Origin of the sequence: Saccharibacillus brassicae (genome assembly GCF_006542275.1) — a bacterium.
Lineage (GTDB): Bacteria > Bacillota > Bacilli > Paenibacillales > Paenibacillaceae > Saccharibacillus > Saccharibacillus brassicae.
This window is the reverse complement of sequence record NZ_CP041217.1, coordinates 4,363,629-4,388,303: the sequence shown is the minus strand read 5'-3', so window position 1 is coordinate 4,388,303 and position 24,675 is coordinate 4,363,629. Positions and strand designations below refer to the sequence as shown.

Below are 24,675 nucleotides of genomic sequence, written 5' to 3'. Positions count from 1 at the left end.
TTCGTTAGCTGAAAGTAGGCTTAGGTCGGGCTTCCCGCCTCCCTTTCGCCTGTCTCGCAAATGCTGAAAGCGTGATCTGCACTTTCTATTTTGACAGACCGAAACCGGTTTATCCAGTCGTGATGGCAAATAAAAAAGCCGATAAAGGATTAAGGCCCTTTACCGGCTTGTCTTGCTGTGTAGCTATTATGGAGCCTAGGGGGCTCGAACCCCTGACCTCGTCGCTGCCAGCGACGCGCTCTCCCAGCTGAGCTAAGGCCCCGCGTTTATTTTTCTCACAAGAAATAATATACCACAGACGAGTTGCCGAGTCAACACCCTAAACGACCGTATCCAAAAGGTTCATGATTTGGGCTCGTGTACCCTATCGCGGCGGCAGCGCTCCTTTCGGTTATGCCCTCGTAAATTCGGGACTCACAAATAAAAAAGGCAAAGCCCTTATGGCCCTTGCCCTTGATGACGTTCAAGCCGCTTGCGTTAGACAAATATTCGATTGGGTCAAACACGACGGATACGGCAGCGGCAGAATTGCCAAATCCCTTAACGAGCAAGGCATTACGACCTCAGCGAGATTGAAGTGGAGTTTGCGGAAGTCACTTTCAAATCGGAGGTCGCAACCTTTTTGTCGCAGGCCGGAAACGGACCGATTTCGGAGCTGCTCAAGTTGAAGTGTTATTGGAAATCGCCGGAATGAGAAGCGTTCGGGCCCTCTTAGTTCTCGTATTTTCTCAACACAATCGCCGAATTATGCCCGCCGAACCCGAATGAGTTCGAAATGCCGATCGAAAGCTCTGCCTGTCTTGCTGTGCCCGCGGTGTAATCGAGATCGCACAGCGGATCGGCCTGCTCCAGATTGATCGTCGGCGGGATAAGGCCCGTCTGCAGCGACTTGACGAGCGCGACCGCTTCCACCGCGCCCGACGCGCCGAGCATATGGCCGGTCATCGACTTGTTGGCCGTCACCGGAATGCGGTACGCGTCTTGGCCGAATACCGATTTGATCGCGGCGGTCTCCGAACGGTCACCCAGCACGGTGCTCGTCGCATGGGCGCTGATCACGTCGATCTCCGCGGGCGCGATGTTCGCTTCTCTCAGTGCCGTTCGCATCGCGCGGGCCGCTCCGTTGCCGTCTTCCGGCGTCGCCACCATATGGTACGCGTCCGAGCTCGCTCCGTAGCCGATCACCTCGCCGAGGATGGCGGCTCCCCGCTCCTGCGCATGGCTCAGCGATTCCAGCACCAGAATGCCGGCGCCTTCCGCCATGACGAACCCGTCGCGGTCCGCTTCGAACGGCCGGCTCGCCTGCTGCGGAGCGTCGCTGCGGGTCGACAGCGCGGTTGCGTTCGAGAAGCTGGCCAGCGCGATCTCCGTCACCGCCGCTTCGCTGCCGCCCGCGAGCATGACGTCCGAACGGCCCGCCTGAATCTGGTAAAACGCTTCGCCGATCGCCGTGTTGCCGATCGAACACGCGGTGACCGGAGACATCGACGGGCCGAGCGCCCCGTAGCGGATACTGATCAGCGCGGCGGCCATGTTGACGATCATCGCCGGCACGAGCATCGGGCTGACCCGGCCCGGCCCGCGGGCGTCCAGCACGCCGGCCTGCTCCATCAGCGTCCCGATCCCTCCGGTGCCCGATCCGACGTAGACACCCATCCGCTCCCGGTCGGTGCGTGCCAGATCGAGTTCCGATTGCTGCACCGCCTCGTCGGCCGCGGCCAGAGCGAACTGGCAGAAGCGGTCCAGCTTGCGCGCTTCTTTGGCGCCAAGCAGCGCCGCTCCGTCGAAATCCCGCACTTCCCCGGCGATCTTCGCTTTGTGCCGGCTTGCGTCGAACGCTTCGATCGACCGCACCCCCGACTGCCCGGCGACCAGCTTCGACCAAAAGGTCTCGACTCCGCTGCCAAGCGGCGTGACGACGCCCATACCCGTAATAACGACTCTTTCCATTTGCGGCTTTCCCCTCTCGGTTTCTGATTAAAATCGAAAGCCGCCCTTGTCGGAAGCTTCCCGTACCGCTATACTGTCACGGAAACTATCCTAGTACAAGTTACCGTTTATACGGGTATAAGAACTGCCTGTTTACCGGATTCCGAAGGAGGATGACCGATGCATTCCGCTGCCCGTCTTCAAGCGCTGTCCGCTTTTCTCAAAAGCCAGCGCGCCAAAATTTCGCCCGAATCGGCCGGCCTGCCCGCGGGTACGCGGCGCCGGACGCCGGGCCTGCGCCGCGAAGAAGTCGCGCAGCTCGCCGGCGTCAGCACAACCTGGTACACCTGGCTCGAACAGGGCCGGGACATCCAGGCGTCCCCGTCGGTGCTCGACTGCGTCGCGGCCGCGCTTCGCCTGAACGCCGACGAACGCCGGTATTTGTATTCGCTGGCCGCGGACGGCGGAGCTGCCGCGCGTCTGTCGGAATCGGCGGCGGCGCCGATCCCGCCCGCGCTGCGCACGATCATCGACGAGCTGACGTACTGCCCCGTCATCGTCTCCGACCGGATGTGCAACATCGTGGCGTGGAACGAAGCGGCTTCGTTCGTGTTTCTCGATTTCGAGCGGATTCCCGCCGAAGAGCGCAACATGATCCGGCTGCTGTTCGCCCGCCGGGAATTCCGCCGGCTGGCCGTGAACTGGGAACAGTTCGCCAGCGGCTTCCTGTCGCTGTTCCGTTCCTACTACGGCCGCCACGTAGGCGACGGCTGGTACAACCTGTTCCTCGCCGAGATGACGGCCGGCTACCCGGAATTCCGCGACATGTGGGAGCACGGCCAGGTCAGCTACGCGCCCGAAGTCCATCTGGAATTCCGCCATGCGAAAGCGGGCAAGATGGTCTACGAGCTGACGTCGCTCGGCATGTCGGGGCAGGAAGACCTGCGCCTGAGCATCTACACGCCGGCAGCCGGCACGACGACGGAATCCAAGCTGCGGCGCCTGATGCACGAACCCGGCAGCGCGCCGGGCGACGCCGATCCCGCTTCTTTTTCCTGATATCCGATCAAAAACGTTCTCGGAAAAGCCCTAAAAGAAAGCGCATACTTTTCTCTTGTCAAACGTTCCGCTTCTTGCTATGATGGCCTTGGGATTGTTACTGAAGAAGGCAAAACCCGCTGCATGTGCGTCAAGTACATGTGCTGGGTTTTGCCTTCTCGCCGTAACCGTCCCTTTTTTCGTTTCACAGATGTAAGCGCTTATCTTACCCGTTTGATGATTTCGCCGGATAAGGAGGGCAGCCGTTGATTATCCAGAAAATTTTCAACAACAACGCCATCATCGCAAGCGACAATGGCAAAAGCGAATTCGTCGTCGTCGGACGGGGCATCGCGTTCAAGAGGAAAATCGGCGAACCGGTAGACCGCGACCTTGTCGAGAAGATTTTCGTGCTTCAACAGCAGGACGCTTCGGAAAAGTTCAAGCTTTTGCTGGAAGACGTGCCGCCCGAATACATCTCCTTATGCTACGACATTATCGAATACGGCAAAAACATGCTGGACGTCCCGCTGAGCGATTACGTGTACGTCACGCTCACCGACCACATGAACAACGCGCTGAAACTGCTGGACGAAGGGATTACGACGACCAATCCGCTAATCTGGGAAATCCGGCGCATCTATCCGAAAGAATTCGCGATCGGCCGCAAAGCGCTGGCGTTCATTGAAGAGTCGCTGGGCAAAAAACTGCCGGAAGACGAAGCGGCGAACGTCGCGATGCATCTGATCAACGCGCAGATCGACCCTGTCGCCCGCCGGACGCAAAGCGCGGCCGACCAGGCCGGGAAGATCAGCGACATCCTGAACATCATCAAATACACGTACGGTACGTCGCCGGACGAACAATCGATCAGCTACGAACGGTTCGTCACCCATCTGCGTTTTTTTTTCGAGCGGATCGGAAGTTCGGGCCGCGGCGAACTGGAAGACGATTTTCTGCTGCAGCAGGTTAAATCGAAATACAAGCGGGCGTACGGCTGCATGCTCAAAGTGGAGAAATACTTGCAGCTTGAACTGCCTGACGAAGAAAAGCTGTACCTGACGCTGCATATCCACCGCGTGACCCGGGAATCGGCGCCCTGAAGCGGCGTTTCCCCTATGTCGGTCAAGCCAGCGTGCTCAAGCTAACGTCCAACTTCATAAAATGACGGATCGTGACTGGTAATGCAGGCGAGACCGACAGGAAGCAGGTCCTCCCGGGACGCGCGCTTCCTCGGTCTTGCCTTTTTTATATGCTTTTTCGTTTATCTTTTTCACGGGTGACCATCTGCCGAATAAGGAGCGAGAACTATGGGAAAATACGAAAAACTGGCGCAGGACATCATTCAAAACGTAGGCGGCAAACAAAACGTGAACAGCCTTGAACACTGCGTCACGAGACTGCGCTTCAGGCTCAAAGACGAAAGCAAAGCCAATACCGATGTGCTCAAAAACATGGACGGCGTCGTCACGGTTGTCAAAAGCGGCGGGCAGTACCAGGTCGTCATCGGTAACCACGTGTCCGACGTATACGCGGAAGTGAACGCCGCCGGCGGCTTCTCCGCCGAATCCGGCGATAGCGGCGATACGGGTTCCGGCGAGAAGATCAGCCTGTTCAGCCGTTTCGTCGACATGATCTCCGGCGTGTTCGCGCCGACGCTCGGCGTACTGGCCGCAACCGGCATGATCAAAGGCTTCAACGCGCTGTTCCTGACGCTCGGCTGGCTGACCGAAGCTTCCGGCACCTACCAGATCCTGAATGCGATCGGCGACTGTCTGTTCTTCTTCTTCCCGATCTTCCTCGGCTTCACCGCTTCCAAAAAATTCGGCGGCAACCACTTTATCGGCATGGCGATCGGCGCGGCGCTCGTGTACCCGAACATCGCCGGCATCACGTCATCGGGAGCCGAACCGCTGTATACGTTATTCGGCGGCACGCTGTTCGAATCGCCCGTCTACATTACGTTCCTCGGCATTCCCGTCATTCTGATGACCTACTCGTCGAGCGTCATCCCGATCATCATCGCGGCGTTCGTAGGCGCGAAGATCGAGAAGTTTTTCAAAAACACGATTCCGAGCGTTGTCCGCACGTTCCTCGTTCCATTCTGCACGCTGCTCGTCATCGTTCCGCTCACGTTCATCCTGATCGGACCGATCGCCACTTGGGCGGGCACGCTGATCGGCAACGGCACGCTTGCCGTCTACAACTTCAGCCCGATCGCGGCCGGCATCATCATGGGTGCCTTCTGGCAGGTGTTCGTCATCTTCGGTCTGCATTGGGGCTTCGTTCCGATCGCGATCAATAACCTGACCCTGCTCGGCAAAGACCCGGTGCTCGCGGGCATGTTCGGCGCTTCGTTCGCCCAGACCGGCGTCGTGCTGGCGATCCTGCTCAAAACGAAAAACAAAAAGCTCAAATCGCTGTCGATCCCGGCGGTCATCTCCGGCATCTTCGGCGTCACCGAACCGGCTATCTACGGCATCACGCTGCCGCGTAAAAAACCGTTTATCGTCAGCTGTATCGCGGCGGCGGTCGGCGGCGGCATCATCGGCGCCATGGGCACGCAGGGCTACCGTATCGGCGGCCTCGGCATCTTCGGTATTCCGTCCTATATCGGCCCGAACGGCCTGGACGCCGGCTTCTACGGCGCAATCATCGGCATCATCGTCAGCTTCGTGCTCGGCGTCGTCATTACGTTGTTCACGTTCAAGGACGATCCAATCGCGGAAGACGGCACGCCGTCCAAAAAAGCCGGTTCCTTCCTCACGCAGGAGACGGTCGGCAGCCCGATGAAAGGCAGCGTCATCGCGTTGTCCACGATCAAGGACGAAGCGTTCTCGACCGGCGCGATGGGCAAAGGCGTGGCGATCGAACCGATCGAAGGCAAAGTGTATTCGCCGGTCGACGGCGTGCTGACTTCCCTCTTCTCTTCCGGCCACGCGATCGGCATCACGAGCGACACCGGCGTCGAGATCCTGATCCATGTCGGCCAGGATACCGTCAAGCTCAAAGGCAAATATTTCACGCCGCGTATCAAGCAGGGCGACGCCGTCAAAAAAGGCGACCTGCTTATGGAGTTCGATATGGACGAGATCCGCAAAGCCGGCTACGTGCTGACGACGCCGATCATCGTCTCCAATACCGGCAGCTATCTGGACGTGATCGAGACGCAGCAGAAACAGATCGGCTACGCCGACAACCTGCTGACGATCGTCGTCTGACCTGTCGCGACTGTCCGATTCCGACCTGACCTTACGATCCCGACCTTACGATTCCCAACTTACCGAGGAGGAAAAATAAATGAATACGATTCCAAAAGGGTTTCCCGAAGGCTTTCTGTGGGGCGGCGCGACGGCCGCGAACCAGCTTGAAGGCGGTTACGACCAAGGCGGCAAAGGACTGAGTACGGCGGATATGATGACGGCCGGCACGCATACCGTGCCCCGCCGCATCACGACGGAGCTGCTGCCCGGCGAAAATTATCCGAGCCACGAAGCCGTCGACTTCTATCATCGGTATGCGGAAGATATTGCCCTATTCGGCGAGATGGGCTTCAAAGTGTTCCGTCTGTCGATCGCCTGGAGCCGCATCTTCCCGAACGGCGACGAAGCAGAGCCGAACGAAGAAGGCCTTGCTTTTTATGACCGCGTATTCGCCGAACTGCAACAGCGCGGCATCGAGCCGCTCGTCACGATCTCCCATTACGAAGCGCCGTTCAGTCTGACCAAAATCTATAACGGCTGGTCCGATCGCCGCGTCATCGACTTCTACGTGAACTACTGCGAGACGCTGTTCAAGCGGTATAAAGGAATCGTCAAATACTGGCTGACCTTCAACGAAATCAATATCCTGACGATGCCTCTCGGCACGTTCCTGGCCGGCGCCATGATTCCGGAAAACGGCATGGAGCTGACGAACCCGGATTCCAGTACGGACCAAGCCCGCTTCCAGGCGCTGCACCACCAGTTCGTCGCCAGCGCCAAAGCGGTCAAGCTCGGCCATTCCATCGATCCCGACTTCAAGATCGGCTGCATGATCGCCTATATGTGCGCCTACCCGCTGACAAGCGATCCGGCCGACGTGCTGCTCGCGCAGCAAAAAGACAATATCGGCAACTTCCTGTGCGGCGACGTGCACGTGCGCGGACAATATCCGGGCTTTGCCAAACGTTATTTTGCGGAAAAAGGGGTGGAGCTCCTCTTCGAAGCCGAAGACGAACAGATCCTGCTCGAAGGCACGGTCGACTTCTACACGTTCAGCTATTACTCGTCCGTATGCGTCAGCGCCGATCCGGAGCAGGAGAAAATCGGCGGCAACATGTCGATGGGTCTCAAAAATCCGTATCTCAAAGCGAGCGCCTGGGAATGGCAGATCGATCCGCAGGGGCTGCGCTGGGTGCTCAACAACGTCTACAACCGCTACCGGCTGCCGATGATGGTCGTCGAGAACGGCCTCGGCGCCGTGGACGAAGTCGAAGCGGACGGTTCGATCCGCGACGATTACCGGATCGAATACCTGCGCGAGCATATCAAGGAAATGAAAGAAGCGATCATCGACGGCGTCGACCTGATCGGCTACACGCCGTGGGGCTGTATCGACCTCGTCAGCGCCGGCACCGGCGAGATGAAGAAACGCTACGGCTTTATCCATGTCGACAAGGACAATGAAGGCCAAGGCACGTTGAACCGTTCCCGCAAAGCCAGCTTCCATTGGTACAAACAGGTCATCGCAAGCAACGGCGAGACGCTTGCGACCGATCCGGAAGCCGCCGCGCAGAAGTAAGACCGGGTACGACGCGGAGGGATCGGCCGCGTGGTCGGCGGCCGGATCGGTGTGCCGCCCGTCTCGATCCGATCCGATCCGACCGGCAGTTCCCCGATACTTTGCTTGTCTCCGCTCGGCGCCTCGACACGTCCGCTCGACGTTTCTCCTGCGCGGTTCCGCGCGAACAGCCGCTTCCCCGGTTCTTCCGGGCGAAGCGGCTTTTTGGCGCGCAGCGTTAAGTCTTTTCGTGAGTCTAATGCCCCTTATTCCACCTTTCACAACAAACTTACTAAAAATAACCGAAAAACTATTGACTCTGGATGTAGATGCGGTATAATAAGGTCAAAGAAAGTCAAAGTCAGAGCAAAAGATCAAACTTTTGACTTTGCCGACTTCATTATCATCTATCCAAACCTATAAACTCACATTTGAAAGGGGCATGCCTTCATGCGCTGTCAACACTGTAACCAGAATCAAGCAACCGTCGGTCTCAGCCTCACGATTAACAATAAATCCGAGAAAATGTTCCTGTGCGAAGACTGCTATGCCAAAGTCAACGGCGGCGTGCCATTCACGGCGGGCTTCGGCTCTTCCGGTCCTTCCCCGTTCGAAGAAATGTTCCGCGGCTTCATGCAGTCGAATCAAGCGTCGAACGGCGCTTCGCAGCGCTCCGCGCAGCCTTCCGCCCAGGGCGGCAAACGCGGCGGCGGCCTGCTCGACCAGCTCGGACGCAATCTGAACGACGCGGCTCGCGGCGGCAAGATCGATACGGTCATCGGCCGTGACGAAGAAATCGACCGCGTGATCGAAATCCTCAATCGCCGGAACAAAAACAATCCGGTCCTGATCGGCGAACCGGGCGTCGGCAAGACGGCGATCGCCGAAGGGCTCGCGCTGCGCATTACGGAAGGCCAGGTGCCGTCCAAGCTGCTGAACAAGGAAGTGTATTCGCTGGACGTCGCTTCGCTCGTAGCCGGAACCGGCATCCGCGGACAGTTCGAAGAGAAGATCAAACAGCTGATCGCCGAGCTGGAACAGCGCGACAACGTCCTGCTGTTCATCGACGAGATTCATCTGCTCGTCGGTGCGGGTTCTGCGGAAGGTTCGATGGACGCGGGCAATATCCTCAAGCCGGCCCTGTCGCGCGGCGAGCTGCAGGTCATCGGCGCGACCACGCTCAAGGAATACCGCCATATCGAAAAAGACGCCGCGCTCGAACGCCGCTTCCAGCCGGTTATCGTGAACGAACCGACCGCCGAAGAGACGATTCTTATTCTCAAAGGACTGCGTCCGAAATACGAGCAGTTCCACGGCGTCCGCTACTCCGACGAGACGCTTGAAGCGTGCGTACGCTTGTCGAGCCGCTACGTGCAGGATCGTTTCCTGCCCGACAAAGCGATCGACCTGCTGGACGAATCCGGCGCGAAGCTGAACCTGCGCGCTTCGACCGGCGGCAGCGACGAGATCAAAACGCGCCTGGAGCAGATCAAGCTCGAGAAAGACGCGGCGGCCCGCGAAGAAGACTACGAACGCGCCGCCAAGCTGCGCGACGAAGAAGCCGGCCTGAACGCGCGGCTGAACGGCGAACCTTCCGGCGAAGACGTGCTTGAAGTGTCTGTCGAAGATATTCAGGCCATTATCGAACGCAAGACCGGCATTCCGGTCGGCAAGCTGCAGGCCGACGAACGCGGCAAGATGAAGAACTTGTCCGCCCGTCTGGAAAGCCGCGTCATCGGCCAGACCGAAGCGGTCGACAAAGTGTCCAAAGCGGTTCGCCGCGGACGGGCCGGACTGCGCAGCAGCGGCAAGCCGATCGCGTCCTTCCTGTTCGTCGGACCGACCGGCGTCGGCAAGACCGAACTGTCCAAAGCGCTCGCGGACGAACTGTTCGGCAGCAGCGAATCGATGATCCGCCTCGACATGAGCGAGTATATGGAACGCCACTCCGTGTCCAAGCTGATCGGCTCGCCTCCGGGCTACGTCGGCCATGAAGAAGCCGGACAGCTGACAGAGAAAGTGCGCCGCAATCCGTACAGCATCATCCTGCTCGACGAGATCGAGAAAGCCCACCCGGACGTGCAGCACATGTTCCTTCAGGTGATGGAAGACGGCCGCTTGACCGACAGCCAGGGCCGGACGGTCAGCTTCAAAGACACGGTCATCATCATGACCTCGAATGCCGGCTCGGCCGCCGAGAAGAAGATCACGATGGGCTTCACGGCCAAGACCGAAGAGACGCGTTCGATTCTCGGCTCGCTCGGCCAGTACTTCCGGCCCGAGTTCCTGAACCGATTCGACGGCATCGTGCCGTTCGCTTCGCTCAAGGAAGAAGACCTGATCGTTATCGTCGACAACATGCTGGGCGAAATCTCGGCCAACCTGTCGGCGCGCGGCATTCAAGTCGAAGTGACCGACGAAGCCAAACGCAAACTGGCGGAACTCGGCTACGATCCGGCTTTCGGTGCCCGTCCGCTTCGCCGCATGATTCAACAGCATGTGGAAGACGGCATCACCGACCTGCTGCTTGACGAAGAAGACGTAACGGCGATCCGCGTGACGCTCGACGAAGACCGGATTCAAGTGACCCGCGCCGACGAAGCGCCGGCCGCCATGTCCGCCGTACTGCGCAAAGAACAGTAATCCGGCCAAGTAGGCACACCCAGTAAGTAGACCCGAACGACTCGATATCCAAGTTGATAAAAAAGCTGTTCCCGACCGGCAACCGGTTCGGGAACAGCTTTTTTTGCCTTACGGGTATATGGCTGTACACGTATTTTGCTGCATGGGTCACGCTGCGGCGATCAAAAAGGATCGATCCCCTCCACGTAAGCCTGCGCCGACTGCTTGATTGCGAAATTTTCCTCGTAACGCAGATTGAACACGCATGAATACAGTACGTTCAGCACATAATCGATCGCGATCTGGGACGAGAACGTCCCGATCTTCGCCATCGGCTCTTCGGCGATCGGCAGCGGCAGCACGACGTCGCATAACGCGGCCAGGCGGCCTTCGCTGTTCGCGGTAACGGCGATCAGCCCCACCCCTTTGCTCTTCATCTCGGCCGCATAGTCCGCGTAGCCCGCTTGAAGGCCTCCATACGTGACGAACACGGCGCAATCGCCGGCCGACGCGTTGTATGCGTGGTAGCCCTGTTCCTGCATCAGGCTGCTGATCTGCACCGGACGGTTGATCTTCAGCAGCTTGCCCTGCAGGCCGAGTGCCCGCACCATCGAGTCCCCCGCCGCGAACAGGTAGACGCCTCGCGCCGCACCGAGCATAGCCGCAGCCTTATCCAGCCGCTCTCCGCCGAGCAGTTCCGCCGCTTCCCGAATCGTCGACTGCGTCAATTCGGCGATATTGCCCGCGATGACGGCCGAGCTGTGCCGATTCCGAAAAGGCAGGTTCGCGTCGACCTCTTCCCGCCCCGCCGTACGCTCGAATTCCGAAGACAGCACGATTTTGAATTCGCGAAACCCGCTGACCCCGAGCTTCCGGCATAACCGCACGATAGTCGGATTCGATGAATACGTCGCTTCCGACAGTTGGCGGATCGTCATGCCGAGCACCTTTTCCCGATGTTCAAGCACGTAGTCCGCGATCGCCCGCTCGCTTCCGGACCATTTGTCGGCGCGGCGCAGTTGTTCAAGCAGCATGATCTCCCTCTTTTCCCATACCGATTCCGGCCTGTTCCGTACTTCAAGTACGCGCAGACGATCTGCGGAGCCGTTAACTTGTACCTCCATTATAAGGTTGTGCGTACCGCCCTACAATCGCCGCGAACCGTCTATACTGGGCGTACGGCTTCGGTTCAAATTGGAACGGATTGGAACCGATCGAATCGAAACAGCTCGAATATCCATTTACGGAAAAGAGGAATTTAGGATGAATATCGGAATAGCGGGCAGCGGCATGATCGTGCGGGTGGCTCTGGAAGCGCTGCGGGAAGTCGAAGGCGCGAACGTCACCGCCATCAGTGTACGGGAGCGCAGCCTCGCGGCCGGACAAGAACTGGCCGAGCGCTTCGGGATCGACACCGTCCATACCGACTACGACCGGATGCTGGAAGACCCGGCGGTGAAGTTCGTCTACATCGGCATTGTCAACAGTCTGCACTACGACTACGCGAAGCGTGCGCTGCAAGCCGGTAAGCATGTTTTTGTCGAAAAACCGTTCACCTCCACCGCCGCGGAAGCGCGCGACCTGCTGCGGCTGGCGGAGCAGGCGGGGCGGTATCTGTTCGAAGCGGTCGTGACGCCGTATTCGCCGGATTATGCGCGCGTGCGCGAGCTGCTGCCGCAGATCGGGCCGATCCGGCTCGTGCAGAGCAGCTTCTCCAAACGCTCCAGCCGTTACGGCGATTATCTGGAAGGCCGAATCCTGCCCGCTTTCGATCCCGCGTTGGCCGGAGGCGCGCTGTACGATCTCAACATTTACAATCTGCATCTGGCGATCGGTTTGTTCGGCCGCCCGGACGAAGTGCGCTATATCGGCCGGTTCGGGCCCAACGGCATCGACACGTCCGGCGTGCTGACGCTGTCTTACGACGGCTTCGCCGCCGCCTGCTGCGCTGCCAAAGACTCCGACGGGGACAGCTTCACGCTTATTCAGGGCGAGCGCGGTAGCATCCGGGTGGACGGTCCGCCGAATCTGTGCAGCCCGGTCACGCTCAAGACGCCGGACGGGGAACAGACTTTTACGTTCGACGTGCCAGGCAATCATATGGTCGGCGAGTTTCGGGCGTTTGCCGCGATGTACGCAGCCGGGGAATGGGACAACTGCCTGCAGGCGCTGCGCCATTCCGTCCTCGTGATGGAAGTCGCTGAGCAGGCCAGAGTGGATGCGGGTCTCGTATTCGCCGCGGATGCCGCTTGGCCGGATGCTTGACGTATCGCTCCGGAACTTGCGACAGTAGATACCTTGGAAGACTTGAGGGCATCTCCGGATGCCCTTTTTCCTATGCCAAAATAGTCCGGTTTAAAAAGGGAAATTAAGACATCATTCCTATCCGGCTTCCTTATAACCTGTCGAAATATGCCGATAAATGAGGTATCAGCTTTAGAACGCGCTTTCAAGCTCGGCAGACAACCTATTCCAACAAACGGAGGACAAATCTTATGCGAATTTTTCATAACCTCAAATTGCGTTCCAAACTTTTCGTTTTGAACGCGGCGGCGATCATTTTTCTGCTGCTGGTCGGCACCGTAAGCTTTGTGTATGTGAATCAGATGACGGCCAATTCCCGCGTCATGTATGAAGAAAGCCTGATGAAGGTCAAATCGATCAATCAAGTCATTACCAACTTCAATCGTATCATGGCCGATATGCTGCAGATGATCATCAACGAAGGCCCCGAAGAAAACCGGGCTCTCAACGAACATTTCCAGGCGACGTTCGAAACGAATTCCAAACTGCTTACCTCATACAAAGATTTCGATTTGAACGCGGAAGAACAAGCCATTTACGATACGGTGATGGGTTCCCGCAAAGAACTCCGGTCATTCGAAGACGAAGTCGCGAATGCGGCGCTGGACAACCGCACGTCTGAAGCGTATCAGCTGTATCTCACCAAGCTGGAACCGAAAAAAATCGAAACCGAAGCGCTGTACGTTCAACTGGCCGATCTGGCCGAAGCGGCTGCCAAACAAAGCAACGAAGAAAATATCCAGGCCGGCGCCGTGTCCAAAACGGTCAGCATCATCAGCGTGACCACGGCGGTAGTCGTACTGATCCTGCTCTCGCTGTTCATTATCCGCTCCATCACGCGACCGATCCGCGATTTGCAGCATTTGATGGAGCAGGCTGCGGACGGCGACTTCACTTCGGTCGGCACGCATCTGTACCGGGACGAAGCCGGCGCGCTGACCCGCTCCTATAATACGATGGTGCAATCGCTGAGCGGCCTGGTCAAACGCATTGCCGAAAATGCCGTGACGCTGGCCGCAAGTTCCGAGCAGCTGCTCGCAAGTTCCGAGCAGAGCGCGCAGACTACGCAGCATATTGCCGGACAGATCCAGGACATCAGCTCGGGCACGGAATCCCAGGCTCGCGGCACGGCCGAAATCAGCCGCACGATGGAAGAGATGAATATCGGTATTCAGCGGATCGCCGAATCGGCGAGCGAACTGGCCGCGGATTCGCAAGATTCCGAGCGGAACGTCGCCAGCGGCCACGACAAGCTGGAAGAAGCGATCCGCGAAATGGAACAAATCCACCGCTCGATCGGCAGCCTGTCGGAAGTTGTCACGTCGCTGAACGAAAAATCGGCCAGCATCGGCGACATCACGGACACGATCAAAGCGATCGCCGAACAGACGAGCCTGCTGTCGCTGAACGCGGCGATCGAAGCGGCGCGGGCCGGCGAAGAAGGACGCGGCTTCGCCGTTGTCGCGGCCGAAGTGAAAAAATTGGCCGAGCAAACGCAGGAATCGTCGGCCAGCGTCTCGGGCCTGATCCAGGACATCCAGTCGGAGACGAAGATCGCGTTCCAGGGCATGGAACTCAGCCGCAATCAGGCCGAGAACGGCCGCGTCGTCATGAGCGACGTGTCCCGCGTGTTCGACGGCATTATGAGCAGCACCCGCCACTTGTCCGTGCAGCTGCACGAAGTGTCGGCCGTCACGGAAGAAATGTCGGCCAGCTCCGAGCAGGTGCTCGCGACGGTCGAATCGACGGCGGTCATCGCCGGAAGCGCCAAAGACATGTCGCAAAGCGTCGCCGCGGCAGCCGACGAGCAGCTTGCTTCGGTGCAGGAAGTGACGGGTTCGGCCGCTTACCTCAGCAAGCTGGCCCAGGATTTGCAGACTTCGATCGAACGCTTCAAAATCTGATTGGCGTCTCCCGGCGCAGATGCATCGCTCGCAAACGGAGCCTGTGGATCGGCTCAAAGCGCAGCTTCCCCGGCAGCATTCCCCGGCGCATACAAAAACAGGACGGCGCGTATACGCGCCGCCTTGTTCGTTATTCTTCGCGCAGCAGGTCCAGCAGATCGGCATCGGTCAGCGACGTGAGACTGTCTTCGCCGGGACGGATCACGTCGTCGATCAAAGCCGCTTTTTTCCGCTGAAGCTCGTGCATCTTGTCTTCGACCGTGCCTTTCGCCACCAGACGGATTACCTGCACGACCTTCGTCTGCCCCATCCGGTGCGCCCGGTCTTCGGCCTGCCGTTCCACGGCGGGATTCCACCACAGATCGTACAGGATGACCGTGTCGGCGCCGGTCAGATTGAGCCCGGTCCCTCCGGCTTTGAGCGAGATGAGGAACACGTCTTTGTCTCCCGCGTTGAACCGGTCGCACAGCTCCAGACGCTCGCTCGGAGGCGTGCTGCCGTCAAGGTAGAAGAACGGCATGTCCCGGAAGCCGAGCTCGCGCCGGATCAGTCCCAGCATCTCGGTAAACTGCGAAAAGACGAGCACCCGGCGCCCGGCGCGGCGGCATTCTTCCAACGTTTCGAGCAGCTGCTCGAACTTGGCCGAACGGCCGGCGTATCCGTCGACGAACAGCGCCGGATGGCAGCAGATCTGGCGCAGCCGGGTCAAGCCGGCCAGAAACTGCAGCCGGCTGCGGCCAAGTTCTGCGCTGTTGTCCAGATGCTCCAGCGTCTCGTAGCGCAGCTTCGCGAGATGGGCCGCGTACAGCCTTTTCTGTTCGGGCAGCAGCTCCGTCACCCGGATCGACTCGATCTTCTCCGGCAGCTCGCGGAGCACGTCGGACTTGAGCCGGCGCAGCAGGAACGGCCGCGCCCGCTGCGCGATGCGTTCGCGCGTCAGCTCCGCGAACTTTCGCCGGTCCGGGTACAGCCCCGGCAGGACCGCGTCGAACACGGAGCGCAGCTCTTCGAGCGAGTTCTCGATCGGCGTGCCGGTCAGCGCGAAGCGGAAGCCGGCGCGCAGCGCTTTGACCGCACGGGCCGTCTGCGTGTCCGGATTCTTGATCGCCTGCGCCTCGTCGAGCACGAGCGTATGCAGCTCCATCGCTTCGTAATGCGGCAGATCGCGGCGCAGCAGCGGATACGAGACGATCCATACGTCCGTCTGCCCGGCTCCGCCCGGCGCGAATAGCGCTTCGCGTTCGGCTCTCGTGCCGTCGGCGACCGCGGCGCGGATCTGCGGCGCGAAGCGTTCCAGCTCGCTGCGCCAGTTGTACAGCAGCGAAGCCGGCGCGACGATCAGCGCGGGACGGCCGCTCTGCCGGATCTCCGGCAGCACCGACAGCAGGTACGCGATGCTCTGCACCGTCTTGCCGAGGCCCATGTCGTCGGCAAGTACCCCGCCGAGCCGGTAATGGGCCAGCGTCTTCAGCCAGCGGTAGCCGGTCTGCTGGTAATCGCGCAGCACGGTCTCCATCGATTCCGGCAGCGGGAAATCGAGCAGGTCCGGGCTGCGCAGGCTGTCCAGCAGCCGCCGCAGCTTGCGGTCCGGCCGGATCGGGCCGCCGTCCGCGCCGCTCGCCGCTTCGGCGAGCAGGTGCAGCCCTTCGGCGACCGGCACGCGGAAGGAAGCGGAATCTTCGTCCGGCAGAAAAGGGCGGCTGCCGTTGAGGAATTCCAGCAGCGTGCGGAACGCCTGCGTCTCCAGCGGCAGCAGCGCGCCGCTGCGCAGCCGGTAATAGCGGCGCTTGTCCTGCAGCGCCGCAATCGCTTCGCGGATCTCCGCTTCGGGAATGCCGTCGATCTCGAAGCGGAATTCCAGCCAGTTGGAGCGTTCGTCGAACTGCGCCGAGATTCGGGGCGGCGCGTGGACCGCGATGACCCGTTCCTTGACCGACGTAGTCGCGTACACTTTCGCGAGCTGCTCCAGATGCGGCACGATCGTATGGAGAAACGTAAATTCCCGTTCTTCCGCCTGCATGTAATACCCGCTCTCCGTTCGGGTAAAGCCCGCGTTTTCCATCAGCTCCAGGATTTGAAGTTCTTTGCCGCCTTCGCGTACGAGAATACGGCTCTCGCCGCGCCGCCGCTCCGCGCGCTCCAGCGGATTGATCTGGATATCGCCGTACTGGAATTCCAGCCCGGCGAGCAGGCGGTCGCCGACCCGGTCCAGATAGACGCGGGCTTCAAGCGGAATCCGCACGACCTCATCGGATACGCTGTGATCCATGAACACGTCGCCGAGCTTCATGAGGCCCGGTACGACTTCTTCCATGAACGCTTCGACCTGTTCCTCGGGAATGCGCATACTCTCCGCACTGCCGCCCGCCTCTTCTTCCGCGCGCAGAATCCGCTGCAAATCGGCCAACCGCCGGGCTTCCGCCGCTCCGAGGCGGTAGAACTTGCCCGCATGCAGCGTCAGGCCGTATGCTTCCAGCACGAGCGTATCGGCCATGCCGCGCGCAATCATGATCAGCGATCGATCCGCTTCCCCGGCGCGCCGGAATTCGAAGCGCAGCGGCAGCGGCTCTGTCGACAATTCGACGCCGGGATGCGTCCGGCTTCCGCCGCGAACGGCCGAGAACGGCGCTTCCCGCAGCAGCGGCAGCAGTCCGTCCCAGGCGTGCGGCGGCAGGGGCAGCGACGGCGGATCGCCGATCTCGCCCGTGTAGAGCGCGCCGGCCGAAGCGCGCTGCATCTTCTCGCTGCGCCGAATCTCGGCCAGACGCAGCAGCACGGCATCGTCGCGCAGGCCGAAGCAGTCGCGCGACGGATCGTACGCGAAATGGCGCGAGAACGAATAGCTCTCGCCCCGTTCGAAGCGCGCCAGAAATTCACGGATGTCCGGCACGGCGTACGTCCGATCGAAGCCGACCCGAAGCTCGATGCCGAGCAGTCCCCGGCGCGGGCCGTGCGGATACGGCGCGACCCCGAATTCCGCTGTCAGCTCCCGGCGCGATTCGAAGATCGCCCGCGATCCGGCCAGCGCTCTCGGCTGCTGGCGGAACAAGTCCATTACCCGCCCGACGAGCCGGTCTTCGGGGCGTTCCGCCGCGTCAGAGACGCCGCGCGGAGGACCGCTTCGCTTAGGCCCTGCGGATGCCGCCCCCGCGTTGTTCCGAACCGCGCCGGCAGTTCCGGCCGGATCGACAGGATCGACAGGATCGCCCGAATCGGACGGATCGACCGAATCGACCGAATCGACTGGTCCCACCGATTCCACCGTTCCCGCCGCCTCCGCAGTCGGCCGCTCTGACGCCCGTTCCGATCGAGAACCCGCAGCCGTCTCCGGCCCGGGCGCTTCGGCTTCCGGTCTTCCGGCGTTCGCCGGTCGGCCTTCCCGCCGCAGATGCAGCAGCTGCAGCAGCGCCGCGGCCGTATGCTTGCAGCAGCGTTCGAACGCGAATCCGGCCGAACAATCGCACTCCGCGAAAATCCCGTCGTCCGCTCCGAAGCGCAGCGTCAGATGCAGCGAATCGCCGTCGCGCACATAAGCTTCGTACACGCCCGGGCCTTCTTCCGGCAGCCGGATTACTTCCGCTTTGCCCGCGTGAAACAGTGCTTCCCCTTTGCGATACGGACCGGCGCCGCACAGCGATTTGATCATCCGTTCGTTCCATCTCTCCTCCGCCGATCGTTCTCTCAATGCCCTTCCCCCATTGCGTATAGTCTGAGTCCCAGTGTACCAGAAGCCCGTACCGTTTGCATGCCGTTCGCTTTTCGCCCCGCGCACAGCAAAAACGGCGCCGCCGCGAATCCTGCTCGCGTTGGCACCGTTCCGCTGGCGAAAAAAAACAATGAAAGCTTTCGATTCCGACATCCGCCTAACACTCCGATTTTACCCCAAAAAAGCGTGACGTTCGCAGCGCGGATTCTGCTCGTCCGCCGTACATTCATCTATGTATGTCTTTGTCCGGCTTCAAGAAGTCGCGTCCGGATTGGCCTCGTCGTCTCTGGCCGTCTGGCGGTTCATCCATTCGTTTAGCGCTTCGGACAGTTCGTACGGCGAGCCCGCCGGCATATCGAGCGCGGGATTCACGACTTCCAGCACGCGCTGCCACAGCAGCACCAGATGGTCTTCCTGCTCCCGGCCGAGCGAACGCCGCACGCCCATCAAAGCGATCACAAGCATGAGCAGCGCCGCCACCGCAAGCAGGACCGCTTCGAGATTGGCTCCGACGGCGGACAGGACCGCTTCGCGCAGTTCAAGCCCGGGCCAGACCAGATCAAGTCCCGCCGTGCCCAGAAGCAGCAGCAGAATCGTCAGCGACAATCCGTGCAGCGCGCAATCCGCGAGCCGGAGCCTCGAAGACGCCCGCTCGAATCCGCCTCCACCTCCGCCCGCATAACGCTCCAGATGGATCATCTGCTTGCTGAAGCTCCAATGTTCTTTTTCGACCGGCAGCAGGTAGTAATCGATCAACCTCTGCGCCGCCGACAAATGCGAACCCGTCCTCCGGGATTCGTTCGGTCCGAGCACGGCCTGTCTCATCAAACTCATGCGGATGGTCTCCCTTCTGTTGCTGTCGTCTCTTAATTGCTTCCAGTATAGGAGAAATCATCCGCCAAAAAAAGCCTCTCCCGACCGATAGGCTTTGGTCCCACAGCCTGCCGTTTCCCTAAAAAACCCCGGGGGCTTACGTCCGGGTTTTCGCTGAATGAGCCGAAAAATCCCGGTTACCCCCCCGATCTCCCTCCAGATCTCCCTCCCGCTCCCCTTTTCCCGCTCGCCCTTTCCCTCTCGGTCCCTCTTCATCGGTCCCCCTCCCTCGCTCCTTTCCCATCCTGTCGCCCTTGCTCTTTCCCTTTCCCTTTCCCTTTCCCTTTCCCTTTCCCTCTCTTTTTCTCTCTTTTTCTCTCTCTCGGCCCTTCTCCCTGTGCCCTGCCCACAACAAAACGGACCGTTTCCCGAAGGAAACTGGCCCGTTTTCATCTTTCCCGCTCTTATGTTTGGTCTCTTCCCTTTCCAATCCAAGAAAAGATCGGGCGGCGGAGGGAAAGATCGGTGCAGGAACGACAGTGTTCGCCTTTGAGATCGGGAAGCCTCCTTGAAATCCAATTCAGCTTCCCGATCGAAACAGCGACCGAAACCGATCTTTCCCGGAGCCGACCGATCTTTTCCCCCTCACACCATAATTTTACACATCTGATTCGTAAACTCGACCGGATCTTCGATCGGCAGTCCTTCGATCAACAGCGCCTGGTTGTACAGCAGGTCCGTGTACAGGTCCAGCTTGGACTTGTCGCCTTCCAGCGAAGACTTGAGCGAAGCGAACACGTCGTGGTTGACGTTCACTTCCAGCACTTTGTCCGCTTTGACGTTCGGGTTGTCCGGCATCATGCTGAGAATTTTCTCCATCTCGATCGACACTTCGCCGTCGGAGCTCAGGCAGACCGGGTGCGAGCGCAGACGCTTGGAAGCGCGCACGTTCGAGACTTTGCCCGCCAGGCGGGTCTTCATGTATTCGAACAGCTCCTGGTCGCCCGCCGCTTCCGCTTCATCCTGCTTCTCTTCTTCGGTCTCTTCGATGCCGAGATCGCCCGAAGAGACGGAGCGGAATTCTTTTTCCTTGTAAGACAGCAGCACTTTGACCGCGAACTCGTCGATATCGTCGGTGAAGTACAAAATTTCGTAGCCTTTGTCCGCGACCATTTCGGTCTGCGGCAGCTTCTCGATCCGCGAATGGGATGCGCCGGCCGCGTAGTAGATATACTTTTGCTCTTCCGGCATGCGGGAGACGTATTCGTCCAGCGTGACCAGCTTCTTCTCGGTCGAAGAGTAGAACATGAGCAGATCCTGCAGGGCGTCCTTGTGCGTGCCGTAATCGCTGTACACGCCGTATTTCAGTTGGCGGCCGAACGCTTCGAAGAACTTGTCGTACTTCTCGCGGTCGTCTTTTTGCAGCGATTTGAGCTGGCTTTTGATTTTGCTTTCGATATTTTTGGCGATCAGTTTGAGCTGGCGGTCATGCTGGAGCATTTCCCGGGAAATGTTCAGCGACAGGCTCTCGGAATCGACCATCCCTTTGACGAACCCGAAATAGTCCGGCAGCAGGTCGGCGCATTTGTTCATGATCAGCACGCCGTTGGCATACAGTTCCAGCCCTTTTTCGTATTCGCGGGAATAGAAATCGAACGGAGGCGTCTCCGGGATAAACAGGATCGAGCGGTACACGACGGCGCCGTCGGCGTTGATATGCACATGCGAGAGCGGCTTGTCGAATCCGTAATGCTTCTCGGCATAGAAGTTTTCGTAGTCCGCTTCGGTCAGCTCGCTTTTGTTTTTGCGCCAGATCGGCACCATGCTGTTGACCTGTTCTTCTTCGATCCGCTCGTCGAATTCTCCTTCGGCCTCTTCTTTGGGAACACGGACGGTGTTGTCCATCTTGATCGGATAGCGGATAAAGTCGGAATATTTCTTGACGATCGAGCGCAGGCGGTAAGCGTCGAGATATTCTTCGTAGCTCTCTTCTTCCGTATCGGTCTTGATCGTCAGAACGATCTGCGTGCCGACTTCGGCTTTGTCCGCCGGTGCGATCGTGTAGCCGTCCGCGCCGTCGGATTCCCATTTGTAAGCCTGGTCTTCGCCCAGCGCGCGGCTCGTGACGGCCACATGGTCCGCGACCATAAACGCCGAGTAGAAGCCGACGCCGAATTGGCCGATAATATCGTGGCCGTCTTTGGCTTCGTTTTCCTTTTTAAAAGCAAGCGATCCGCTTTTGGCGATGACGCCGAGATTGTTCTCCAGGTCTTCGCGCGTCATGCCGATGCCGGTATCGGTCAGCGTCAGCGTGCGGTTCTCTTTGTCGACGGACAATTTAATGTAGTACTGATCCGGGTCGAACGACAGGTTCTCGTCGGTCAGCGCGCGGTAATAGATTTTGTCGATGGCGTCGCTTGAGTTCGAAATCAGTTCGCGCAGAAAGATTTCCTTTTGCGTGTAGATGGAGTTGATCATCATTTCGAGCAGGCGTTTCGATTCGGCCTGGAACTGCTTCTTTTCCATGCGTGATTTTCCCTCCGATAAAGTCCGATTTTTAAATGGTCGGGCACGCTCCTTCGCAGGTGCGCCCGTTTCGTTGTTAGCACTCGTTTTGCCGGAGTGCTAATCCAATTCCATTTATAGCACTGTTGAAATTTCATGTCAAGAAACGACACTCCGATCATAAATTTTGCGCCTTCCCGATCGGTTCGCTACAATAGAATACATCTGAAAAATGCAAGGAGGCATACGGAAATGGCCGCTCCGAAAATCCACAAAACGAACGCGATGCGCAGGCTGGACGAACTGGGCATCCCCTACGAAATTTTGCGTTACGACAACGAAGACGGACAGGTTCACGGTACGGCCGTCGCGGACAAAATAGGGCTGGCGCCGGAATCGGTGTTCAAAACGCTCGTCGCCCATGCGGGCAGCAGCGGGTACGTGTTCGTTATTCCGGTCGGCGAAGAACTTGACCTCAAAAAAGCGGCCCGCGCCGCCGGCGTCAAAAAAATCGAAATGCTGCCGCTGAAAGACCTTCAGCCGTGGACCGGCTACGTGCGCGGCGGCTGCTCGCCGATCGGGATGAAAAAGCATTTCCCGACGTTTATCGCAGCCGCCGGCGAAGAACTGCAGCATGTCGCCGTCAGCGCCGGAAAAATCGGGCTGCAGGTCAAACTTGCGCCGCAGCACCTGGCTTCGGCGGCACAGGCCGTATTCGCGGACCTTATCCATTAGATGGCGCTTCGGCCGGGCACCGTCGCTTCCCGCGCGCAAAACCGGCCCCTTGTTCGGCAGGGGCCGGTCGGCGCGTTTCTTTTTAATTCAAGAAGCCTTCCAGCGCCTGCGTCGGTTTGCCGTCGCTGCCCCAGGCGCCTTTGTTGTAGCCGCCGTTGTAGCCCGGAGGCGCTTCCGGTTCCCAGTAGAAGACGCCTTTGCCCCGGCCGTTTGGCAGGCTGCGCATCTTCTGCTTGATGTCTGCGATGAAGCTTTTGGTGACGGCGGCCTGATTGTAGTCCAGTCCGATCTCCGTCACGATCACGTCTTTGTTAGATTTGGCGACGATGTTATTCGCGTTCTGCACCGCCTGATTGACTTTTGCCTGCCAGTCGGACGTCGTCGGGTAGAGCGACATCGCGACCATGTCGAATGTGGCGCCGTTTGCGATCAGGCCGCCGATATTCCATTCGAACAGCGCCGAATCGTGGCCGCTCGCGAGATGGACGATCGTCTTGGTGCCGCTGCTGACCGATTTGACCGCGTTGTGGCCGGTATTCACCAGCCAGGCGTAATTTTTCATTCCGCCCTGGGAAGCGCGGCCGTCGGGCCACAGCATGCCGTCGCTCGTCTCGTTGCCGATCTGTACCCAGTCCGGCGTCACGCCTTTATTTTTCATCGTGTTCATGACGTAGACCGTATGGCTCCAGACCGCGTCCATCAGCTGCGTGAAGTTGAAGCTCTGCCAGGCGTAAGGCTTGGTCTGCTGCCCCGGGTCGGCCCACGAATCGCTGTAATGCAGCGTCAGCATGACGCTCATGCCGAGCTTTTTGGCGCGCGCCGCAAGATCCGCCGCTTTGTCCGCGTTCAGGTAGCCGCTGGCGTAATCGCTCATGTTCGGATTGACCCATACGCGGATACGGACCGAATTGATCTGGTAATCGTCGCGCAGAATTTGCAAAATGTCTTTGGTCTTGCCGGTCTTGTCTTTCCAAGTCTGTCCCTTCGCTTCCAGTCCCGCTACCCAGCTGATGTCGGCGCCTTTGGCAAACGCCGGCACGGCGGCCGAAGCCGTATTCGGTCCGCCGACGTTCCAGCTCGACAGCAGAAGCAGGGCGCACAGCAGCGTCAGTGCCGCGGCGCGAATCGATGTTCTTTTTCCCATAAACAGACAACCTCCCGATCGGTGCAAGCTCGCCCGCAAGCCGCGGCATGCGCGCTTACGGACGGCGATGTTGCGGTCTTTTCCCCGTTCAAACTATCGCTTCGCCCGGTCGGCGAGGCTCGGACTCAGCGCCGCGAACGAATCCAGCATCCTGCCGCCGAAATCGAACATCGTCAGATTGGCCCAGTTGTTCGGATGGCCGACCGACCACTCCGGCTGCGACGGAATCCAGGCCGGCTCCCAATAGTAGAACCCTTCGCCCAATCCGCCCGGCACTTCGCGCACGATCTGTATCAGTTTGTCCAGATAACGCCGCTGCCCGTCGACCGAAGCCGGATATTCCGGCAGCGGAAGCAGCCCTTCCCGGCCGTTCATGACCCATTTCGAGCCGGCCGGTTCTTCCAGCGTCCACGGGTAAGCGGTCTCCACCACGTTGATCGGCTTGCCGTAACGATGGGCGAGGTCGTGCAGGTTGAGCCGCAGGTCTTCAAGCGTGCCATGCCACCACGGATAGAACGATTGGCCGATCACATCGTAATCGACGCCGAGTTCCGCGAACCGGTCGAAGAACTTGCGGCTGGAAGCGTTATCGCCGCCCCGGTCGATATGGATCATGACCGCGATATCCGGGCTTGCCGCGCGCACCGCTTCGATGCCGCGCTTGACCAGTCCGGCGAACCGGCTCCACTGCTCGTCGGTATCGAAGCCTTCGCCGTCGACCCGCCCTTCGTTCCACAGCAGGCCCGGCGTAATCTCGTTGCCGACCTGCACCGTATCCGGCAGGGCGTCGGCCTGCTTGAGCGCCTCCAGCACGTCCGCCGTATAATCGTGGACCGCCTGCCCCAATTCTTCATACGAGAGCGTTTCCCACGCTGCCGGTTTCCACTGGTTCGCCGGATCGGCCCATTTGTCGGAATAATGGAAATCGAGCAGAAAGTCCAGTCCCTGCCGCTTGATCCGCCGGGCCACGGCGACCGTGCGTTCGAGATTGCAGAAGCCGCCTGCCGGATCGTTCCAGATGCGCAGCCGCGCGGCGTTGACGCCGCTTGCCGCCAGCAGTTCGAGCAGCTCGCGTTCCTCGCCCTCGGCATCGTAATAACGTCCGCCGCCCTGCTCGATTTCGTCCATAAAAGAAAGATCCATTCCCATGATAAATTCTTTTTTGCGCATGCCCACTCTTCCTTTCTTCCTTCCGTTTGCAGAATCGGTCCGAC

17 protein-coding genes and 1 tRNA gene are annotated in these 24,675 nt (G+C 59.5%); 9 read left to right on the top strand and 9 right to left on the bottom strand.

What is annotated here, in order from left to right:
- Positions 1-189 precede the first annotated feature (189 nt).
- Positions 190-262, bottom strand: a tRNA-Ala gene (locus FFV09_RS18200).
- 82 nt (positions 263-344) lie between these two features.
- On the opposite strand from FFV09_RS18200, the gene FFV09_RS24565 reads away from it, so the two are divergent.
- Positions 345-668, top strand: a complete 324-nt coding sequence (locus FFV09_RS24565) for a recombinase family protein (protein ID WP_141449147.1) — start codon at positions 345-347, stop codon at positions 666-668.
- 43 nt (positions 669-711) lie between these two features.
- On the opposite strand, the gene fabF is transcribed toward FFV09_RS24565, so the two are convergent.
- Positions 712-1,950, bottom strand: a complete 1,239-nt coding sequence (gene fabF / locus FFV09_RS18190; protein ID WP_141449146.1) for a beta-ketoacyl-ACP synthase II — start codon at positions 1,948-1,950, stop codon at positions 712-714.
- 159 nt (positions 1,951-2,109) lie between these two features.
- Between fabF and FFV09_RS18185 the strand changes: the two genes are divergently transcribed.
- The 5 genes from FFV09_RS18185 to FFV09_RS18165 all read left to right on the top strand — a co-directional run bounded on the left by FFV09_RS18185 (position 2,110) and on the right by FFV09_RS18165 (position 10,371).
- Positions 2,110-2,988 (top strand): helix-turn-helix transcriptional regulator, encoded by an 879-nt coding sequence (locus FFV09_RS18185; protein WP_141449145.1) that lies wholly within the window; start codon positions 2,110-2,112, stop codon positions 2,986-2,988.
- Positions 2,989-3,233: 245 nt separating this feature from the next.
- Entirely contained in the window at positions 3,234-4,070 is an 837-nt protein-coding gene (gene licT, locus FFV09_RS18180; protein ID WP_141449144.1) for a BglG family transcription antiterminator LicT, read from the top strand.
- A gap of 207 nt (positions 4,071-4,277) precedes the next feature.
- Entirely contained in the window at positions 4,278-6,188 is a 1,911-nt protein-coding gene (locus FFV09_RS18175) for a beta-glucoside-specific PTS transporter subunit IIABC (protein WP_141449143.1), read from the top strand.
- A gap of 79 nt (positions 6,189-6,267) precedes the next feature.
- Positions 6,268-7,749, top strand: a complete 1,482-nt coding sequence (locus tag FFV09_RS18170) for a 6-phospho-beta-glucosidase (protein ID WP_141449142.1) — start codon at positions 6,268-6,270, stop codon at positions 7,747-7,749.
- A 429-nt stretch (positions 7,750-8,178) separates the two neighbouring features.
- On the top strand, positions 8,179-10,371 hold the full coding sequence (locus FFV09_RS18165; RefSeq protein WP_141449141.1) for an ATP-dependent Clp protease ATP-binding subunit: 2,193 nt from the start codon (positions 8,179-8,181) through the stop codon (positions 10,369-10,371).
- 161 nt (positions 10,372-10,532) lie between these two features.
- Here FFV09_RS18165 and FFV09_RS18160 read toward each other — a convergent pair whose 3' ends face one another.
- Positions 10,533-11,384, bottom strand: a complete 852-nt coding sequence (locus FFV09_RS18160) for a MurR/RpiR family transcriptional regulator (RefSeq protein ID WP_170315071.1) — start codon at positions 11,382-11,384, stop codon at positions 10,533-10,535.
- Positions 11,385-11,613: 229 nt separating this feature from the next.
- On the opposite strand from FFV09_RS18160, the gene FFV09_RS18155 reads away from it, so the two are divergent.
- Together FFV09_RS18155 and FFV09_RS18150 are read left to right on the top strand one after the other, a co-directional pair.
- Positions 11,614-12,615, top strand: a complete 1,002-nt coding sequence (locus FFV09_RS18155; protein WP_141449139.1) for a Gfo/Idh/MocA family protein — start codon at positions 11,614-11,616, stop codon at positions 12,613-12,615.
- Between the two features lie 230 nt (positions 12,616-12,845).
- Positions 12,846-14,558, top strand: coding sequence for a methyl-accepting chemotaxis protein (locus FFV09_RS18150; protein WP_141449138.1), 1,713 nt, complete (start codon positions 12,846-12,848; stop codon positions 14,556-14,558).
- A gap of 130 nt (positions 14,559-14,688) precedes the next feature.
- Here FFV09_RS18150 and FFV09_RS18145 read toward each other — a convergent pair whose 3' ends face one another.
- The 4 genes from FFV09_RS18145 to htpG form a co-directional block, all read right to left on the bottom strand.
- Entirely contained in the window at positions 14,689-18,243 is a 3,555-nt protein-coding gene (locus tag FFV09_RS18145; protein ID WP_246098376.1) for a DEAD/DEAH box helicase, read from the bottom strand.
- Between the two features lie 273 nt (positions 18,244-18,516).
- Complete coding sequence (locus tag FFV09_RS18140; RefSeq protein ID WP_141449137.1) at positions 18,517-19,098, bottom strand: DUF6097 family protein; 582 nt, start codon at positions 19,096-19,098, stop codon at positions 18,517-18,519.
- 57 nt (positions 19,099-19,155) lie between these two features.
- Positions 19,156-19,530, bottom strand: coding sequence for a hypothetical protein (locus tag FFV09_RS24005; RefSeq protein ID WP_212635444.1), 375 nt, complete (start codon positions 19,528-19,530; stop codon positions 19,156-19,158).
- A gap of 192 nt (positions 19,531-19,722) precedes the next feature.
- The gene (htpG, locus tag FFV09_RS18130) at positions 19,723-21,603 is read right to left on the bottom strand and encodes a molecular chaperone HtpG (protein WP_141449136.1); all 1,881 of its coding nucleotides are present in this window, start codon (positions 21,601-21,603) and stop codon (positions 19,723-19,725) included.
- Positions 21,604-21,834: 231 nt separating this feature from the next.
- Here htpG and ybaK point away from each other — a divergent pair, with 231 nt between their 5' ends.
- Complete coding sequence (ybaK, locus tag FFV09_RS18125; RefSeq protein WP_141449135.1) at positions 21,835-22,317, top strand: Cys-tRNA(Pro) deacylase; 483 nt, start codon at positions 21,835-21,837, stop codon at positions 22,315-22,317.
- 82 nt (positions 22,318-22,399) lie between these two features.
- On the opposite strand, the gene FFV09_RS18120 is transcribed toward ybaK, so the two are convergent.
- A complete protein-coding gene (locus tag FFV09_RS18120; RefSeq protein WP_425472326.1) occupies positions 22,400-23,467 on the bottom strand; it encodes a glycoside hydrolase family 53 protein in 1,068 nt (355 codons plus the stop codon).
- An 87-nt stretch (positions 23,468-23,554) separates the two neighbouring features.
- Positions 23,555-24,631: a glycoside hydrolase family 53 protein gene (locus tag FFV09_RS18115; RefSeq protein WP_141449133.1), complete on the bottom strand. Its 1,077-nt coding sequence runs from the start codon at positions 24,629-24,631 to the stop codon at positions 23,555-23,557.
- Between the last annotated feature and the right edge of the window lie 44 nt (positions 24,632-24,675).

Excerpts from the sequence above, each read along its gene's own strand:
- FFV09_RS24565 (WP_141449147.1), top strand. The coding sequence starts at position 345 with ATGATTTGGGCTCGTGTACCCTATCGCGGCGGCAGCGCTCCTTTCGGT.
- fabF (WP_141449146.1), bottom strand. The coding sequence starts at position 1,950 with ATGGAAAGAGTCGTTATTACGGGTATGGGCGTCGTCACGCCGCTTGGC.
- FFV09_RS18185 (WP_141449145.1), top strand. The coding sequence starts at position 2,110 with ATGCATTCCGCTGCCCGTCTTCAAGCGCTGTCCGCTTTTCTCAAAAGC.
- FFV09_RS18175 (WP_141449143.1), top strand. The coding sequence starts at position 4,278 with ATGGGAAAATACGAAAAACTGGCGCAGGACATCATTCAAAACGTAGGC.
- FFV09_RS18170 (WP_141449142.1), top strand. The coding sequence starts at position 6,268 with ATGAATACGATTCCAAAAGGGTTTCCCGAAGGCTTTCTGTGGGGCGGC.
- FFV09_RS18165 (WP_141449141.1), top strand. The coding sequence starts at position 8,179 with ATGCGCTGTCAACACTGTAACCAGAATCAAGCAACCGTCGGTCTCAGC.
- FFV09_RS18160 (WP_170315071.1), bottom strand. The coding sequence starts at position 11,384 with ATGCTGCTTGAACAACTGCGCCGCGCCGACAAATGGTCCGGAAGCGAG.
- FFV09_RS18155 (WP_141449139.1), top strand. The coding sequence starts at position 11,614 with ATGAATATCGGAATAGCGGGCAGCGGCATGATCGTGCGGGTGGCTCTG.
- FFV09_RS18150 (WP_141449138.1), top strand. The coding sequence starts at position 12,846 with ATGCGAATTTTTCATAACCTCAAATTGCGTTCCAAACTTTTCGTTTTG.
- FFV09_RS18140 (WP_141449137.1), bottom strand. The coding sequence starts at position 19,098 with ATGAGTTTGATGAGACAGGCCGTGCTCGGACCGAACGAATCCCGGAGG.
- FFV09_RS24005 (WP_212635444.1), bottom strand. The coding sequence starts at position 19,530 with ATGAAAACGGGCCAGTTTCCTTCGGGAAACGGTCCGTTTTGTTGTGGG.
- htpG (WP_141449136.1), bottom strand. The coding sequence starts at position 21,603 with ATGGAAAAGAAGCAGTTCCAGGCCGAATCGAAACGCCTGCTCGAAATG.
- ybaK (WP_141449135.1), top strand. The coding sequence starts at position 21,835 with ATGGCCGCTCCGAAAATCCACAAAACGAACGCGATGCGCAGGCTGGAC.
- FFV09_RS18115 (WP_141449133.1), bottom strand. The coding sequence starts at position 24,631 with ATGCGCAAAAAAGAATTTATCATGGGAATGGATCTTTCTTTTATGGAC.